The organism is Carnobacteriaceae bacterium zg-84 (assembly GCA_013874835.1).
Classification (GTDB): Bacteria; Bacillota; Bacilli; order Lactobacillales; family Aerococcaceae; genus WM01.
Genome location: CP059430.1, coordinates 595,292 through 612,169 on the forward strand (window position 1 = coordinate 595,292; position 16,878 = coordinate 612,169).

At 39.5% G+C, this 16,878-nt stretch carries 10 protein-coding genes, 4 tRNA genes and 3 rRNA genes; 14 read left to right on the top strand and 3 right to left on the bottom strand.

Translation table 11 applies throughout. From position 1 onward, the window contains the following. Window positions 1–77: 77 nt before the first annotated feature. A complete protein-coding gene (locus H1220_02945; GenBank protein ID QMI86327.1) occupies window positions 78–1,865 on the top strand; it encodes an oligopeptide ABC transporter substrate-binding protein in 1,788 nt (595 codons plus the stop codon). A gap of 307 nt (window positions 1,866–2,172) precedes the next feature. On the opposite strand, the gene H1220_02950 is transcribed toward H1220_02945, so the two are convergent. Beyond that, complete coding sequence (locus tag H1220_02950; GenBank protein ID QMI86328.1) at window positions 2,173–2,730, bottom strand: TetR/AcrR family transcriptional regulator; 558 nt, start codon at window positions 2,728–2,730, stop codon at window positions 2,173–2,175. Between the two features lie 117 nt (window positions 2,731–2,847). Here H1220_02950 and H1220_02955 point away from each other — a divergent pair, with 117 nt between their 5' ends. Both H1220_02955 and H1220_02960 read left to right on the top strand, forming a co-directional pair. Further along, the gene (locus H1220_02955; protein ID QMI86329.1) at window positions 2,848–3,828 is read left to right on the top strand and encodes a nitronate monooxygenase; all 981 of its coding nucleotides are present in this window, start codon (window positions 2,848–2,850) and stop codon (window positions 3,826–3,828) included. A gap of 1 nt (window position 3,829) precedes the next feature. Beyond that, the gene (locus H1220_02960) at window positions 3,830–5,161 is read left to right on the top strand and encodes an NtaA/DmoA family FMN-dependent monooxygenase (GenBank protein QMI86330.1); all 1,332 of its coding nucleotides are present in this window, start codon (window positions 3,830–3,832) and stop codon (window positions 5,159–5,161) included. A gap of 104 nt (window positions 5,162–5,265) precedes the next feature. Here H1220_02960 and H1220_02965 read toward each other — a convergent pair whose 3' ends face one another. Further along, entirely contained in the window at window positions 5,266–5,934 is a 669-nt protein-coding gene (locus tag H1220_02965; GenBank protein ID QMI86331.1) for a YigZ family protein, read from the bottom strand. An 80-nt stretch (window positions 5,935–6,014) separates the two neighbouring features. Between H1220_02965 and trmL the strand changes: the two genes are divergently transcribed. The 11 genes from trmL (at window position 6,015) to H1220_03020 (ending at window position 15,099) form a co-directional block, all read left to right on the top strand. Continuing rightward, complete coding sequence (gene trmL, locus H1220_02970; GenBank protein QMI86332.1) at window positions 6,015–6,533, top strand: tRNA (uridine(34)/cytosine(34)/5-carboxymethylaminomethyluridine(34)-2'-O)-methyltransferase TrmL; 519 nt, start codon at window positions 6,015–6,017, stop codon at window positions 6,531–6,533. 2 nt (window positions 6,534–6,535) lie between these two features. Then, window positions 6,536–7,384, top strand: coding sequence for a metallophosphoesterase (locus H1220_02975; GenBank protein QMI86333.1), 849 nt, complete (start codon window positions 6,536–6,538; stop codon window positions 7,382–7,384). Window positions 7,385–7,393: 9 nt separating this feature from the next. Further along, window positions 7,394–8,392: a Gfo/Idh/MocA family oxidoreductase gene (locus H1220_02980; GenBank protein QMI86334.1), complete on the top strand. Its 999-nt coding sequence runs from the start codon at window positions 7,394–7,396 to the stop codon at window positions 8,390–8,392. Between the two features lie 2 nt (window positions 8,393–8,394). Then, on the top strand, window positions 8,395–9,495 hold the full coding sequence (locus tag H1220_02985; GenBank protein QMI86335.1) for a DEAD/DEAH box helicase: 1,101 nt from the start codon (window positions 8,395–8,397) through the stop codon (window positions 9,493–9,495). A 365-nt stretch (window positions 9,496–9,860) separates the two neighbouring features. Further along, a 16S ribosomal RNA gene (locus H1220_02990) occupies window positions 9,861–11,421 on the top strand. 68 nt (window positions 11,422–11,489) lie between these two features. Beyond that, window positions 11,490–11,562 (top strand) — tRNA-Ala (locus H1220_02995). 121 nt (window positions 11,563–11,683) lie between these two features. Next, window positions 11,684–14,604: ribosomal RNA gene (locus H1220_03000) — 23S ribosomal RNA — on the top strand. Between the two features lie 84 nt (window positions 14,605–14,688). Next, a 5S ribosomal RNA gene (rrf, locus tag H1220_03005) occupies window positions 14,689–14,804 on the top strand. Together the 16S, 23S and 5S rRNA genes with 4 tRNA genes alongside form the textbook arrangement of a ribosomal RNA operon. Before the next feature lie 10 nt (window positions 14,805–14,814). Continuing rightward, a tRNA-Asn gene (locus tag H1220_03010) sits at window positions 14,815–14,888 on the top strand. A 61-nt stretch (window positions 14,889–14,949) separates the two neighbouring features. Next, window positions 14,950–15,022: transfer RNA gene (locus H1220_03015), tRNA-Thr, on the top strand. A 4-nt stretch (window positions 15,023–15,026) separates the two neighbouring features. Then, window positions 15,027–15,099, top strand: a tRNA-Thr gene (locus H1220_03020). A 332-nt stretch (window positions 15,100–15,431) separates the two neighbouring features. On the opposite strand, the gene H1220_03025 is transcribed toward H1220_03020, so the two are convergent. Further along, window positions 15,432–16,736, bottom strand: coding sequence for an ISL3 family transposase (locus tag H1220_03025; GenBank protein QMI86336.1), 1,305 nt, complete (start codon window positions 16,734–16,736; stop codon window positions 15,432–15,434). Between the last annotated feature and the right edge of the window lie 142 nt (window positions 16,737–16,878).

A 16,878-nucleotide genomic window follows, 5' to 3' on the forward strand; every position in this document is an offset into this window, starting at 1 on the left:
TTAAGTTAAATAAAAATTAGAATACACTTAAAATAACTATTCGGTTATCTTTAATTTTGAGTAAGGGAGAAAATAATATGAACAAAAAAGTAAAATGGTTTTTAGGAGCTTCATCAGTATTATTACTGGCAGCTTGTGGTAACAATACGGCTAAACAAGAAGAGGAAGTCAAAAAAGGAGATATTACACAAAGTAAATTCCCTATTAAAATTGATCATGAAGGAACAGCTATTAGCGGAGGTATTTTAAAATATGCCATTGTTTCGGATAGTCCTATTGAAGGTGTTTTAAATGCAAACTATTGGTTAGGGGCTCCAGATGGAGAAGTTGTAGATTTCTTTGATGAATCTTTATTCGGTAGTGATTCAGATTTACATTTCACAGAAAGAATTGGTAAATTAACATTAGATAAAGAGAAAAAAGAAGTGACAGTAACCATTAAAAAAGATGTTAAATGGTCTGATGGACATCCATTAACGATTGATGATTATATTTATTCTTTTGAAGTCATTGGGCATAAAGATTACACAGGTGCTCGTTACGGCGACGATTTTTCAAATATTATCGGTATGGAAGAGTACCACAAAGGTGAAACTGATAAAATTTCAGGTATTAAAAAAGTTGATGACTATACTGTGACATTTAAAGTAAAAGAACTTTCACCGTCTATCATTCAATCAGGAGGCTTTTGGTCTAGTGCAATGCCGAAACATATTTTCAGTAATATTCCTATAAAAGACCAAGCTGCATCTGATGCCGTTCGTGTAAATCCAGTTGGTTTAGGAGCATTTCGTGTTACAAAAGTCGTTTCTGGAGAATCTGTTACACTAGAAGCTAATCCGTACTACTGGCAAGGCAAACCAAAAATTGAAGGTGTTGTTATGGAAGTTGTTAACACAACAAATGCTTCAGATGAGTTTGCTAAAGGAAATTATGACATCATGAGTGTCCCAACAAGTACATCTATCTATGACTCATTCAAAGAATTAGACAATGCAACGATTATTGGTAAATGGGAAAATACTGTCAATTATGTTGCGTTTAAATTAGGTAAATGGGATAAAGAAGCTGAGAAAATTGTGACAAACCCAGAAGCAAAAGCAAAAGACAAAGTATTACGTCAAGCAATGGGTTATGCATTGAACAGCGATGCAATTGCGTCACAATTCTATGGTGATTTACGTGCCAGAGCGAATACGTTGATTACACCAACATTTAGTAATTTACACTCAAACATTCAAAAAGGATATCCGTATGATGTTGAAAAAGCGAAAAAATTATTAGACGATGCTGGCTATAAAGATAAAGACGGTGACGGATTCCGTGAAACACCAAAAGGTGAAAAATTAGAACTTAAATTTGCATCTATGTCAGGTGGCGACGGTGAAGCGATCGCACAAGCAATGATTAAAGATTGGGAAACAATCGGTGTAAAAGTTAGCTTGGTAGGCGGTAGAACCATTGAATTTAATACATTCTACAAAAAAATTCAAGAGGACGATCCAGAAGTCGACATCTTCTCAGGTGCTTGGGGCTTAGGTGGAGATCCAAACCAAAATGGACTATGGGGAGATAGCTCAACAAACTATGCACGTTTTGTATCAGAAGAACAAAATAAAATTTTAAAAAGAATGAGTTCAAATGAAGCGTTTGATCCAGAAAAACAAAAAGAAATTTTTGAAGAATGGCAAAAATATTCAAATGATCAAGCATACGCTATTCCATTCTTATATAGAACAGGATTACTTGCTGTTAACAAACGCGTTAAAAACTGGGATATTACGATAGATACTTCACTCAATACAGTGACAAACTTACACAAAGTTGAATTGTTAAATAGTGCACCAGTTGCTTCTAAAAAATAATAATGGGTTTAGACATATTATGATAAACTAAAAATAATATGAGAAACCAAAATGTGTCATTTGATAACTCCCTTAATTTTAGGTTTAGCCAACCTGCATGAATTTATCAAATAAACATTTATAGAGCGATGACAAATCGCTCTTTTTTGTTATGCTTCTTTAAGTCCAGTGACACTCCGTTAGGTGCAAAACAAATAAACTACCTATTATTAGGATGAGAAACGATTATTAATTGAAAGGGGCTAATACTATTTTTGATAATCCAACGGTAGACGAAGATAAATGATATTTTGATAGAAATTTTAGCCTATCTATTAGGTAGATTTAATTGTCCCAATAGTAAAAATAATTGGTCTTGTGCTTCTTCAAGTGTATCACTTGTTTCGAGTAACCAATAATTCACAAAAGCGACTATACCACCTGCAAAAACATGAATGTAATATAAATTGGGTAAACCATTGAGTTGAATTGTACTTAGACACATAGCAGAGATAAGCATTTCTTTAAAAGCAGCTGAAAAAACAGCTGGCTGATTAGATAATAATTGATAAATAATAAAACGATTCTGATGAACAGCAAAGAGAATATTATCAAGAAATAAACGACGTTCAACGTCCGTTATTGACGTCATATCTTTGACAAGAGGTCTACATGCTTTTTCGATAGAAATAAGAATGTGTTGTAATAAACTATCGTAAAGATGTTCTTTCGTTTCATAGTGTTGATAAAAAGCGTTTCGAGAGATTTGTGCTAATTCACATATTTCTTTAACAGAAATTTTAGCCATATCTTTTTGTTGTAGTAATTCAAAAAAAGCTTTTTGAATGGCTTTTTCTGTTTTTTCAAATCGTAAATCTTGTTTCAAAATGACACTTCCTTTCTATTTGTCACATAAGTGACAATTTCACTAAATATGTAAATTGACCAATTTAAATGACATCTGTAATATAGTGACTATAACATAAAGAAAGGGTAAAGACAAATGACAAATCGTATTACAGAAATTTTAGGAATTGAAAAACCAATTATTCAAGGGCCATTAGCTTGGTTAACAAATGGTCGATATGCAGGTGCTGTTAGTGCAGCAGGAGGATTAGGCGTTCTAGGAATTAGTGCTGGACAAACAGTCGCAGCGACAACCGTAGAAGAAACAGTTGAAAATATGCGTCGTGAAATACGAATTGCTCGTCAAATAACAAATAAACCTTTAGGGTTAAATGTCGCACCAGGCCATCCAATGACAGATATTTTTACACAACCTATGTTAGATTTAATGGTTGAAGAAGGTGTGAGTGTTGCTGTTATGGTTGGAGATTTCTCAGCTGAATGGACGAAGAGATTTCATGATAAAGGTATTAAAGTTGTGTTTCGTGCTGCCACACCAACCGTTGAAAACACGGAAGAAGCTATTCAAGGTGGAGCAGATATAATTGTAGCAACTGGATTTGATGAAGGTGGAACAGTTCCCGAGAAAGTGATTGGTACTTTCTCTATTGTCCCGATGATTGTGGATGCAGCAAAAGGGCGTGTACCTGTTATGGCTGCGGGTGGTATTGCAGACGCTCGTACAGCACGAGCAGCCTTTGCTTTAGGAGCAGAAGGTTTATTTGTCGGAACAGCTTTCATGATGTCTGAAGAGTCAATTTTAGCATCAAATATAAAAGAATTAGCTTTAAAATCAAATGCTTCTGATTTGTTATTATATAGAACAGTACCTGCTTATTATCGTTCCCTACCAGGAGATATTCCAAATAAACTGTTGGAAATGAGCCAAGCAGGTGCCAGTGAAGAAGATATTTTTGAAGTGCAAAGAGGCTATAATGGTATGAGAGATGGCATGCTCTTTGGTGATCTTAGCAAAGGATTTGCATCATTTGGTTTAGGTATTTCCATGATTGATAAGATTGAACCCGTAGCGGTCATTATGGATAAACTGATGTCTGGGATTGAGGAGTTATTATAATATGAAGAAAAAACAAATGAAAATTGTGCTTCAAATGGCATCAGGTTATGGCGGAGAATTTAAAACATGGCGATTACCCGAAGCAAAAGCAGATGCTTATACAGATATGGATTTCTATGTTGAAATGGCACAGTTAGCTGAAAAAGGAAAAATTCATGCTTTATTTATGGCAGATACTCCTGCTTTAGTCAATGATTTAACAGAAGATACACCTATGCATTCTATGGATCCATTGATTGCAATGACTTCTGTTGCACGTGCAACAAATCATATTGGTTTAGTTGGTACATTTTCAACAACTTTTAATGAACCGTATAATTTAGCGCGTCATTTAAAAGCACTTGATGTCATCAGCCACGGTCGTGTTGGCTGGAATGCTGTCACGACTACAACTCAAGCGACAGCAGCTAATTTTGGTACGCATGTCAAAGTAAGTCAAGAACGTTATGAACGTGCTCATGAGATGATTGAAGCGATTCAAAGTCTATGGGGATCTTGGGGAGAAAAAGCCTATCTACACAATAAAGAAACAGGTCAATTTGCAGATATGTCAAAAATAAATCCAATTGAGTATACTGGAAATTACGTTCAAACGAGAGGACCTCTACCAATTCCTCCGTCAGAACAAGGGCAACCTCCAATTTTTCAAGCGGGATCTAGTCCAGAAGGTGTTCGCTTAGCAGGACGATTTGCTTCTGGTGTTTACGCCAATCCTTTTACAATAGAAGAAGCACGTGAATACCGCAATATGCTTCGCCAAAGTGCTGTAAATCATGGACGATCTGCAGATGATATAAATGTCTTTACAGGGTTTATGTTTACTATTGCAGATAGTAAAGAAGAAGCATTGGCACGTCGTAGAAAAGTAATGGCATTTGATCCACAAGAAACATCACAACGTTTAGATTATTTATCAGCTATGGTAGGTATTAACTTAAAAAGTTTTGATGTTGAAAAACCATTACCAGAAAATGTTCAACAAATGTTACAACCACATTGGCAAGATCCACGTTCTCCTAGAGCTGTGACATTGCTGCAAGAAGGTTACTCGCCTTTAGATACTTTAGCTATGGGTGTAATTAACTATCATCCAGTTGTTGTTGGAACAGCAAAAGATGTTGCCGATTTTCTTCAAGAGTGGTTTGAATCAGGTGCGACAGACGGATTTTCAATTGTTCCCGACTTAGCACATGACGGTGTGCGAGCTTTTGTAGAGCAAGTAGTACCCATTTTACAAGAACGTGGTATTTTCCACGAAGATTACGAAGGAACAACCTTGCGTGAAAATTTAGGTGTTCCTTATCAATATGGTATATTAACAGAGAAAATGTAATATAAAATAAGTGATTTAAAAACAGGAATTGTATTAAAAGTTCTTGAATCGTAAAATGCTTGACCTCAACAACTTAAAAATGTTGAGGTCAAGTGTTTTTGCCATTATTCAAAGTGCTCGTCAGATAAATGCAATGTTTCTTTTTCTAAAGGTAAATCAATATACGCTTCTTCTTCGATAACAAATGCTAAACTACCATTAAATTGTTGCGTAATATCTTGCTCAAAATCTGATAGCAGACGAGATAGAATGCCACATGTATACGTAATATCGCTAGCATAATCCGTATGTAGCAAACGATATGGAGAATGACTTAAAAAATAATCAAACTTACCACTGAGTGTGTAAGGAACACGAATCGTAACAATAAATTGTTTTGTATGCATCATAATACCTACGTGATTCAAAGCATTTGAAACAGCTGAACTATACGCACGAATCAAGCCTCCTGCACCTAGTTTGACACCACCGAAATATCTAGTTACGACAGCTACGACATTATGCAAATCATTTTTTTTGAGTACCTCTAGCATTGGTACACCTGCTGTACCACTAGGTTCTCCGTCATCATGTGCTCTTTGAATATGGTCATGCTCACCAATTAAAAAAGCTGAACAGTTATGCGTTGCTTTTTTATGTTCTTTTTTCTTTTCTTGAATAAAAGCAAGTGCTTCTTCCTCGGTATCTATTTTTTTTAATGCACAAATAAAACGTGATGCCCTAATAATAAGTTCTGCTTCCCCATCTTTTGCAATTTGTTTATATTCTTCCATAGTTTCTCCATGTAATTTTTGATACTTTCTTTAAAATTAAGTATAATGAAAATAATAAAGTTACGCAATAGGAGAATATTATGACGAATCACATTGTTCTTTTTGAACCCCAAATCCCAGCAAATACAGGAAATATTGCACGTACATGTGCTGCAACAAACACGCATTTACATTTAATCGAACCTTTAGGATTTTCAACGGACGACAAACAGTTAAAACGAGCAGGATTAGATTACTGGCATGATGTGACTATTTCTTACTATAAAAATTTAGATGAATTTTTGGATTTTGTTGGAAACAAGCCTCTATATTTAGTGACGAAGTTTGCCAAACACATTTATAGCGACATTACTTATCAAGCAGAACAAGATTATTTCTTTGTTTTCGGAAAAGAAACAACGGGGCTACCAGAAAGTTTTATGCAATCCTTTAAAGAACAATGTATTCGTGTCCCAATGAATGATGAGCATGTACGCTCCCTAAATTTATCCAATACGGCAGCTTTAGTCATTTATGAAGTCTTACGTCAACAAGGCTTTCCGCATTTAGAATTAACACATACATACGACACAGAAAAAGCAGAACACTTGGGGTGGTAAAAATGAAGAAAAAATGGGTAGGTATTGCTTCCGTACTAATGGGCAGCGCTGTTGTTTACTGGCAAAATAGAAAAGTTGTAAAAACAACTTATGAATTACCTATATTTGACTTGCCTAAAGAATTAGAAGAGTTTACAATTATCCAATTATCTGATATTCATTTTCCAAATGAATTGTTAGATACAAATCATTTAACAAAACAAATTGCTCAACAAAAACCAGACATAATTATTATAACAGGTAACTTGGTAACAGCTAAAGGCAATTATGATAGAAAAGAAATGACTTATTTCATACAAGGTCTTGTCAATATTGCACCGACGTATGTGGTGTCGGGTTATCATGAATACAAGATGAAACATCTTGACAAATTAAGAGAGGACATTGCTGAAGCAGGCGGGATTTATTTGGAAAATGACACCATTTGGCACCGTCATAAAAAATCCGGTGTACTTATTATGGGACTAGACGAAAAAACAGCACAACAAACAAAGGACAGTTTGTATTTAAGACGTATCCATGTTCCTGAAGAACATAGTTATGATGTGAAAATTTTATTGGCACATCATCCAGAATGGTTTTTATTTTACCATACCGAAGAAGAAAAATTGCCTGACGTTACATTTTCGGGGTATGCAAAAGGTGGACACGTTCGACTTCCAGTAATTGGAGGCTTATTTTCAAATAATCAAGGTGTATTACCAAACTATACAGAGGGTGTATATGCCCACCCGATTTTACCAGATAAATTACTAGTTATTAGTCGAGGGATTGGCACCTCTAAAAAAATACCACTTAGAGTAAATAATAAACCAGAAATGGTTGTTGCAAAATTGATAGCTAAAAATTAGGAGGAAACAATGATTAAAATTGGTGTTATAGGAACCAGTGCTATCACAAAAGAGAGTATGCTTTCTGCGTTAAGCACAAAATTGTACAAGCTCCAAGTTGTATATAGCCGAAAACTAGAAAGTGCTCAACGTTTTGGAGAACAGTTTGGTGTGACAGAGTATGAAACGGACTTAGAATGCTTTGTTAATCGAGAAGATATAGATTTAGTATATATTGCCTCACCAAATGCCAGCCATTTTTCTCAAGTGTGTACAGCTTTAAAAGCAAGAAAGCACGTTGTTGTTGAAAAACCAGCATTTGTAACAGCAAAACAGTGGGATACTGCCTTACAATTAGCAAAAGAAAATAATACCTATTTATTTGAAGCGATACGTACAGCTTATGAACCTAATTTTAACATTGTGACAAAAACAATTAAAAATTTTGAAAAAATTGACGGAGCAATCTTGAATTTTTGTCAATTTTCATCACGTATTGAAGATGTCTATCATGGCATTGAACATAATATTTTTTCTAAAGAACATGCCGGTGGTGCTATCATGGATTTAGGTGTGTACCTTTTACACGCTGCGCTTAGCTGGTTTGGTGAACCAACAGATATTGATTACGATGCACAACTTCTTTGGACAGGTGTAGACGGTCAAGGTGTTATTCGTTTAACATATCCAACATTTTCTGTTTATGGACATATCAGCAAACAAGTACAGTCCTATGTAGCAAGTGAAATATATACAAAAGAAATGACATTATCCATACAATCCATTGACAGAATAACCGATATTACGCTGATTAACAAAAAAACAAACGAAAAACAAATTCTTTCTGTACCAGCACATCCAGATAGAATGATAGCTGAATGGCAAGCGTTTTTTGATATATTACAAGGTAAAGATCAAGAATTTTATCAAGAGCGTCTGCAAATAGGTAGAAAAGTAACAGAAATAACAGAGCAACTAAGAAGACAAGTAGGTATTCTGTTTAAAGAAGATGACGAAGAAAGAGGATAAACATGACAACTCAATTACCAATGATTGTACAAAATAAAATGGAACAGCATCATTTTGAACGATTGACACCTATTCAAGAAAAATGTTTTGAAACAATCAAAAACGGAGAAGATATTGTAGCGGTTTCACCTACTGGAACAGGGAAAACATTGGCTTATATTTTGCCGTTTTTAGATAAACTAGAAAAAAATGAAACATTACAACTTCTTGTGCTGGCACCGTCACAAGAACTAGCGCAACAAATAGGCTCTGTGTGCCGTGAGTGGCTAGATGTTACGGTACAAGTTATTACAGGTGGCGCAAATGTAAAAAGACAGATAGAACAGTTGAAAAAAAAGCCAGAAGTAATTGTCGGGACGCCAGGTCGATTGCATGAATTGATGAGCCAAACAAAAAAAATAAAATGCCACCAACTTAAAAGTATTGTCTTAGATGAAGCAGACTATCTCTTAAAAGAGGAACATTTACATACAGTCAGAGATATTGTTAAACGTGCACCGTCACAAAGACAGTTACTGTTTTTTTCAGCAACATCAAACGACACGTTAGAACATATCTCAAAATGGTTTAATACACAAGCCAACTTTATCAATGTTGCACATCAAACATCAAATGTAACGCATGGGTTCATACGTGTTGAAGAAAGAAAAAGAAGTGATATATTACGTAAATTAGCCTATGTAAATAAGATGCGAGGATTGGTTTTCGTACAAAATGTTGGAAGTTTAGCTTTACTTTACGAAAAAATGATGTTTGAAAATATAAAAGTTGGTGTATTACACAGTGACACACATCACATAGAACGTAAAAAAATGTTAGATGCATTTAAAGAAGGAAACGTAACATTTTTATTAACAACAGATGTTGCCTCTCGTGGATTGGATATTACCGATTTACCTTATGTCATTCAATACGACCTGCCAAGAGAAAAGGATATTTACTTACATCGTGCCGGTAGAACAGGACGCATGGGAAAATCCGGCTGTGTCATCAGTTTTGTATCTACGAAACAAGAAATAGAGTATAAAAAAATAGTACCTAAAAATACAGATATTAAAGAATATATTGTCAAAGACAGTATTTTACAAGAAAAACACAAATGATTTTTTCGTTTGTGTTTTCTCTTATAAAGAAAATAAACTGAAAAAAAATAAGTTTTTATGAAAGCCATAAAAGTCATGACACGCCAAAAACGTTGATCTGACGGGGGAAATAAAAAAGTTTGAAAAAAAAGAAAAAAAGTTTGAAAAAGGTGTTGACAAAAAAAAGGTGTGTTGGTATGATGTATAAGTCGTCGCAAGGGACGACAAAATGACTGGAAACAGTCAACACAGCCCTTTGAAAACTAAACAAAGACAAACCAAATGTGTAGGGACAACATCCAATGGATGTGTCAAAACAAAAACAATAAATCTGGATGGAAACATCCAAAGATAAGTCAGCAAAAAAGAGCTTAAAAACTTTTATATTTAATGAGAGTTTGATCCTGGCTCAGGACAAACGCTGGCGGCGTGCCTAATACATGCAAGTCGAGCGGAGCTTAGAAGATGCTTGCATTTTCTAAGTTTAGCGGCGGACGGGTGAGTAACACGTGGGTAACCTGCCCATCAGATAGGGATAACAGTCGGAAACGACTGCTAATACCCAATAGGCTTGTGTATCGCATGATACACAAGGGAAAGACGGTGTAAGCTGTCGCTGATGGATGGACCCGCGGCGTATTAGCTAGTTGGTGAGGTAACGGCTCACCAAGGCCATGATACGTAGCCGACCTGAGAGGGTGATCGGCCACATTGGGACTGAGACACGGCCCAAACTCCTACGGGAGGCAGCAGTAGGGAATCTTCGGCAATGGACGAAAGTCTGACCGAGCAACGCCGCGTGAGTGAAGAAGGTTTTCGGATCGTAAAACTCTGTTGTTAGAAAAGAACACCTTTTAGAGTAACTGCTAAGAGATTGACGGTATCTAACCAGAAAGCCACGGCTAACTACGTGCCAGCAGCCGCGGTAATACGTAGGTGGCAAGCGTTGTCCGGATTTATTGGGCGTAAAGCGAGAGCAGGCGGTTCCTTAAGTCTGATGTGAAAGCCCACGGCTCAACCGTGGAGGGTCATTGGAAACTGGGGGACTTGAGTGCAGAAGAGGAGAGTGGAATTCCATGTGTAGCGGTGGAATGCGTAGATATATGGAGGAACACCAGTGGCGAAGGCGACTCTCTGGTCTGTAACTGACGCTGAGTCTCGAAAGCGTGGGGAGCAAACAGGATTAGATACCCTGGTAGTCCACGCCGTAAACGATGAGTGCTAAGTGTTGGGAGGTTTCCACCTTTCAGTGCTGTAGTTAACGCATTAAGCACTCCGCCTGGGGAGTACGACCGCAAGGTTGAAACTCAAAGGAATTGACGGGGACCCGCACAAGCGGTGGAGCATGTGGTTTTAATTCGAAGCAACGCGAAGAACCTTACCAAGTCTTGACATCCTTTGACCACTCTAGAGATAGAGAATTCCCTTTGGGGACAAAGTGACAGGTGGTGCATGGTTGTCGTCAGCTCGTGTCGTGAGATGTTGGGTTAAGTCCCGCAACGAGCGCAACCCTTATGATTAGTTGCCAGCATTCAGTTGGGCACTCTAATCAGACTGCCGGTGACAAACCGGAGGAAGGTGGGGATGACGTCAAATCATCATGCCCCTTATGACTTGGGCTACACACGTGCTACAATGGACGGTACAACGAGCAGCGAACTCGCGAGGGTAAGCGAATCTCTTAAAGCCGTTCTCAGTTCGGATTGTAGGCTGCAACTCGCCTACATGAAGCCGGAATCGCTAGTAATCGCAAATCAGCACGTTGCGGTGAATACGTTCCCGGGTCTTGTACACACCGCCCGTCACACCACGAGAGTTTGTAACACCCGAAGCCGGTGGGGTAACCGTAAGGAGCTAGCCGTCTAAGGTGGGATAGATGATTGGGGTGAAGTCGTAACAAGGTAGCCGTATCGGAAGGTGCGGCTGGATCACCTCCTTTCTAAGGAAAAGAAGGAAAGCACAACAGGGGCGTCTTGTTTAGTTTTGAGAGGGTTGAAAGACCTAATCAAGAGGTTGGGGGATTAGCTCAGCTGGGAGAGCGCCTGCTTTGCACGCAGGAGGTCAGCGGTTCGATCCCGCTATTCTCCATAGAGTACGATGGTACTCGAAGAAGACCTTTGACAACTGAATACATAGAAAACAAACCAAGAAAATTTTACCGAGAAGAGTTTTTTAAAAGAGAATCGCAACATACAGGGAAATGTATGGTAGGTTAAGTAAATAAGGGCGCACGGTGAATGCCTTGGCACTAGGAGCCGAAGAAGGACGGGACGAACACCGAAATGCTTTGGGGAGCTGTAAGTAAGCAATGATCCAGAGATATCCGAATGGGGGAACCCACTATCCGTAATGGGATAGTATCCATTAGTGAATACATAGCTAATGAGAAGGTAGACGCAGGGAACTGAAACATCTCATTACCTGCAGGAAGAGAAAGAAAAATCGATTTCCTGAGTAGCGGCGAGCGAAACGGAAGGAGCCCAAACCAGTCAGCATGCTGATTGGGGTTGTAGGACTACGATGTGAGAGTGAGTTTTATAGACGAATGGCGTGGGAACGTCAGCCAAAGAGAGTGAAAGCCTCGTAGTCGAAATGGAATGAGCCTCTAGTAGCATCCTGAGTACGGCGGGACACGAGGAATCCCGTTGGAATCCGCCAGGACCATCTGGCAAGGCTAAATACTCCCTAGTGACCGATAGTGAACAAGTACCGTGAGGGAAAGGTGAAAAGCACCCCGGGAGGGGAGTGAAAGAGAACCTGAAACCGTGTGCTTACAAGTAGTTAGAGCCCGTTTATGGGTGATAGCGTACCTTTTGTAGAATGGACCGGCGAGTTACGATAGCGTGCGAGGTTAAGTTGAAGAGACGGAGCCGAAGCGAAAGCGAGTCTGAATAGGGCGAGATAGTACGTTGTCGTAGACCCGAAACCAAGTGACCTACCCATGTCCAGGTTGAAGGTGTGGTAAGACACACTGGAGGACCGAACCAGGGCACGTTGAAAAGTGCTTGGATGAGGTGTGGGTAGCGGAGAAATTCCAATCGAACTTGGAGATAGCTGGTTCTCTCCGAAATAGCTTTAGGGCTAGCCTCGTTGTGAGAATCCTGGAGGTAGAGCACTGTTTGGACTAGGGGCCCATCTCGGGTTACCGAATTCAGATAAACTCCGAATGCCAGAGATTTATAAACGGGAGTCAGACTGCGAGTGATAAGATCCGTAGTCGAAAGGGAAACAGCCCAGACCACCAGCTAAGGTCCCAAAGTGTCTGTTAAGTGGAAAAGGATGTGGGATTGCTTAAACAACTAGGATGTTGGCTTAGAAGCAGCCACCATTTAAAGAGTGCGTAATAGCTCACTAGTCGAGTGATCCTGCGCCGAAAATGTACCGGGGCTAAACAGACCACCGAAGCTGTGGATTGACGTGAAGAGCGTCAGTGGTAGGAGAGCGTTCTAAGGGCGAAGAAGCCATACCGTAAGGAGTGGTGGAGCGTTTAGAAGTGAGAATGCCGGTATGAGTAGCGAAAGACGGGTGAGAATCCCGTCCACCGAATAACTAAGGTTTCCTGGGGAAGGCTCGTCCTCCCAGGGTTAGTCGGGACCTAAGGCGAGGCCGATAGGCGTAGTCGATGGATAACAGGTTGATATTCCTGTACTTGTCACAACTGATTGAGTGATGGAGGGACGCAGGAGGTTGAAAGAGTCCACTGATGGAATAGTGAGATCTAAGCAACGAGTTTGAAGATGAGTAAAATGCTTGTCTTTATAAGAATGAGTTGTGATGGGGGCTTGAAAGGAAACGAGTAGAGTCTATCTTATCAATCACACTGCCAAGAAAAGCTTCTAGCGAGGCTGTGACAACCCGTACCGCAAACCGACACAGGTAGTTGAGGAGAGAATCCTAAGGTGAGCGAGCGAACTCTCGTTAAGGAACTCGGCAAAATGACCCCGTAACTTCGGGAGAAGGGGTGCTGATGGAAGCATCAGCCGCAGTGAATAGGCCCAAGCGACTGTTTATCAAAAACACAGGTCTCTGCAAAATCGAAAGATGACGTATAGGGGCTGACGCCTGCCCGGTGCTGGAAGGTTAAGAGGAGTGCTTAGCGCAAGCGAAGGTATGAATTGAAGCCCCAGTAAACGGCGGCCGTAACTATAACGGTCCTAAGGTAGCGAAATTCCTTGTCGGGTAAGTTCCGACCCGCACGAAAGGCGTAACGATTTGGGCACTGTCTCAACGAGAGGCTCGGTGAAATTATAGTACCTGTGAAGATGCAGGTTACCCGCGACAGGACGGAAAGACCCCATGGAGCTTTACTGCAGTTTGATATTGAGTGTTTGTGTGACATGTACAGGATAGGTAGGAGCCTAAGAGGTGGGGACGTCAGTTTCCAAGGAGGCGCTGGTGGGATACTACCCTTGTGACATGAACCCTCTAACCCGAGTCATGAAGACGTGACTGGAGACAGTGTCAGATGGGCAGTTTGACTGGGGCGGTCGCCTCCTAAAGAGTAACGGAGGCGCCCAAAGGTTCCCTCAGAATGGTTGGAAATCATTCGAAGAGTGTAAAGGCAGAAGGGAGCTTGACTGCGAGACGGACAGGTCGAGCAGGGACGAAAGTCGGGCTTAGTGATCCGGTGGTACCGTATGGAAGGGCCATCGCTCAACGGATAAAAGCTACCCTGGGGATAACAGGCTTATCTCCCCCAAGAGTTCACATCGACGGGGAGGTTTGGCACCTCGATGTCGGCTCGTCGCATCCTGGGGCTGAAGTCGGTCCCAAGGGTTGGGCTGTTCGCCCATTAAAGCGGCACGCGAGCTGGGTTCAGAACGTCGTGAGACAGTTCGGTCCCTATCCGTCGCGGGCGTAGGAAATTTGAGAGGAGCTGTCCTTAGTACGAGAGGACCGGGATGGACACACCGCTGGTGTACCAGTTGTTCTGCCAAGGGCATCGCTGGGTAGCTATGTGTGGACGGGATAAACGCTGAAAGCATCTAAGCGTGAAGCCCCCCTCGAGATGAGATTTCCCATCTGAGAAGAGTAAGACCCCTGAGAGACGAACAGGTAGATAGGCTAGGAGTGGAAGTGCTGTGAGGCATGGAGCGGACTAGTACTAATCGGTCGAGGACTTAACCAAAAGAGCAGATGTGGTAAGAAGGAAGGGTAAGTGACTATGTATTCAGTTGTGAGAGGTTTGAAAGAACTTTTCTAAAAGCGAGAAAGTGTGGTAATGATGGCAAGAAGGACACACCTGTCACCATGTCGAACACAGAAGTTAAGCTTCTTAGCGCCGAGGGTAGTTGGGGCATTGCCCCTGTGAGAGTAGGACGTTGCCACGCTTTTGGTTTATCCGCAATAGCTCAGTTGGTAGTAGCGCATGACTGTTAATCATGATGTCGTAGGTTCGAGTCCTACTTGCGGAGTATAGCGCATTTATGCGTTTTTTTTTACAATCATTTAAGTGTGATGTATATAAAATATAATGCCGGCTTAGCTCAGTTGGTAGAGCGTCTGAATCGTAATCAGAGGGTCGAGGGTTCAAGTCCTTTAGCCGGCATTTTGCTGCTTTAGCTCAGTTGGCAGAGCGCAACCATGGTAAGGTTGAGGTCGTCGGTTCAATCCCGATAAGCAGCTTATTTAAAAATCTAATTTAAAAATGTTTTTAACGTGTGTTAACAGTATGTTGACACACGTTATTTTGATTATTTAATCGTTTTATGTTAATAAATAAAAAATGTTAATCAAAAAGTCCTCAATAGAATCCAAAATATCTTATAAATTATGGCTCTATGTCAAATAGGGTTGATGACTCATAAAAGGTAGTGATGTCACAAATGTTACGTCACTATCTTTTTATTTTAAGTCACAAAGTGATGTACGGCTCACCAAAATGTACACGATACATGTCTCTTCCCCTACGTTGTGCGGGGAAGGAGCTATTCGTACATCACTTTTGACTTAAACTATTAAGCAACTAGTGAAGTAGATGGTACGGTATATGGTACATATAACTTACACATTAATAAAATACGATTTCTAAAATGTGAAAAGTTACGATAACCATAGGCATTTCTCTTAAGTACTTTAATTTTATGATTGATACCTTCAAGTGCACCGTTAGTCAAATGATGGTAGATAAAGGTGTTTTTAATATAGGGTAAATACCCTTTGAAAGTTCTTAATACTCTACGTAAACCAGGAGAAATAGCTTCCTGTTTAGCCCATATGAGTATTTCTTCAAATCGGTCAAAATCTCTATTATGTAAAGCATCTCTTAATTGATGAACGACATCGTATGTGGCTCTTAGTTCTGGGACTTGTTCCAATAAATAATCGACTATCCCTTGTGTATGCGTCATCCAATCAAACAGTGGAAAACGGTGATAAGGATAACTACTTAGTGTATCTGTGTTACTTAAAAACAACTTCCAATAACGTTTCATTTTGTTGTATAAACGGCGATTATTCTGATGTAAAGCTTTCATTACATGCACTCTATGTTTCGTTAATTCACGATTTAATGCTTGTACAATATGAAAAGGGTCGATAATGACATGTGCATTAGGAAATACTTGCTTGGATATCTGAATATAGGGGCGAAACATATCAATCGTAATTGTTTTAACAGCTTTTCTTGTCTGGGTATCGTATCTAGCAAAGTAGTCTAATAGCGTGCTGGATTTACGGTCGTGTACAACGTCAATCAGTTGATGAGTCAGTGCATCACAATAGATAAAACTCATGGCACTATCAGAAGATTTTACTGACTTGAATTCATCAAAACATAGATGATGAGGTAATTGCGTGTTGTGATTTACTTTTAAAGTAGAGGCGACCTTATCCACAATACGTCTGACCGTATGTACAGATACATTGTGTTGTTTAGCGATGTAGGTTTCTGAAATGGTTTCTGTTAAAGTGTCCATTATCTTTTGTTTTAAACGGTTCGTGATAAAACAATGCTTATCCACAATAGGTGTTTCAGCTGTAAATGATGATTGACAGGATTTACAATAAAAACGTTGTTTAGTGAGTGATAAATAGGCGTTTAGTCCTGAAATTTGGCATAAAGACAGTCGTGATTGACGTGTCCCATTTTTTACAATGCCATTGGTTGTGTGACAATTTGGGCAACAATCTGGTGTATAGGTTAATTTACCGTATAAGACTAATGATTTTTTATGTCGAATGTCACACTCTGATACGTTTTCATGATCAAATGTGATGTTTTTATCCTTTAATTGTAGTAAGATTTCTGTTATATTAGACATAGGCAATTTCTCCTTATTATTTGGTGGTACTTTTAATTTAAGAGAAAATTGCCTTTTTGTCTACATAAAATTAGGGTTGCTGGCTTATGCCATCAACCCTAAAAATTATACAGCCTAAATTATATAGTTAACTCTAACAATT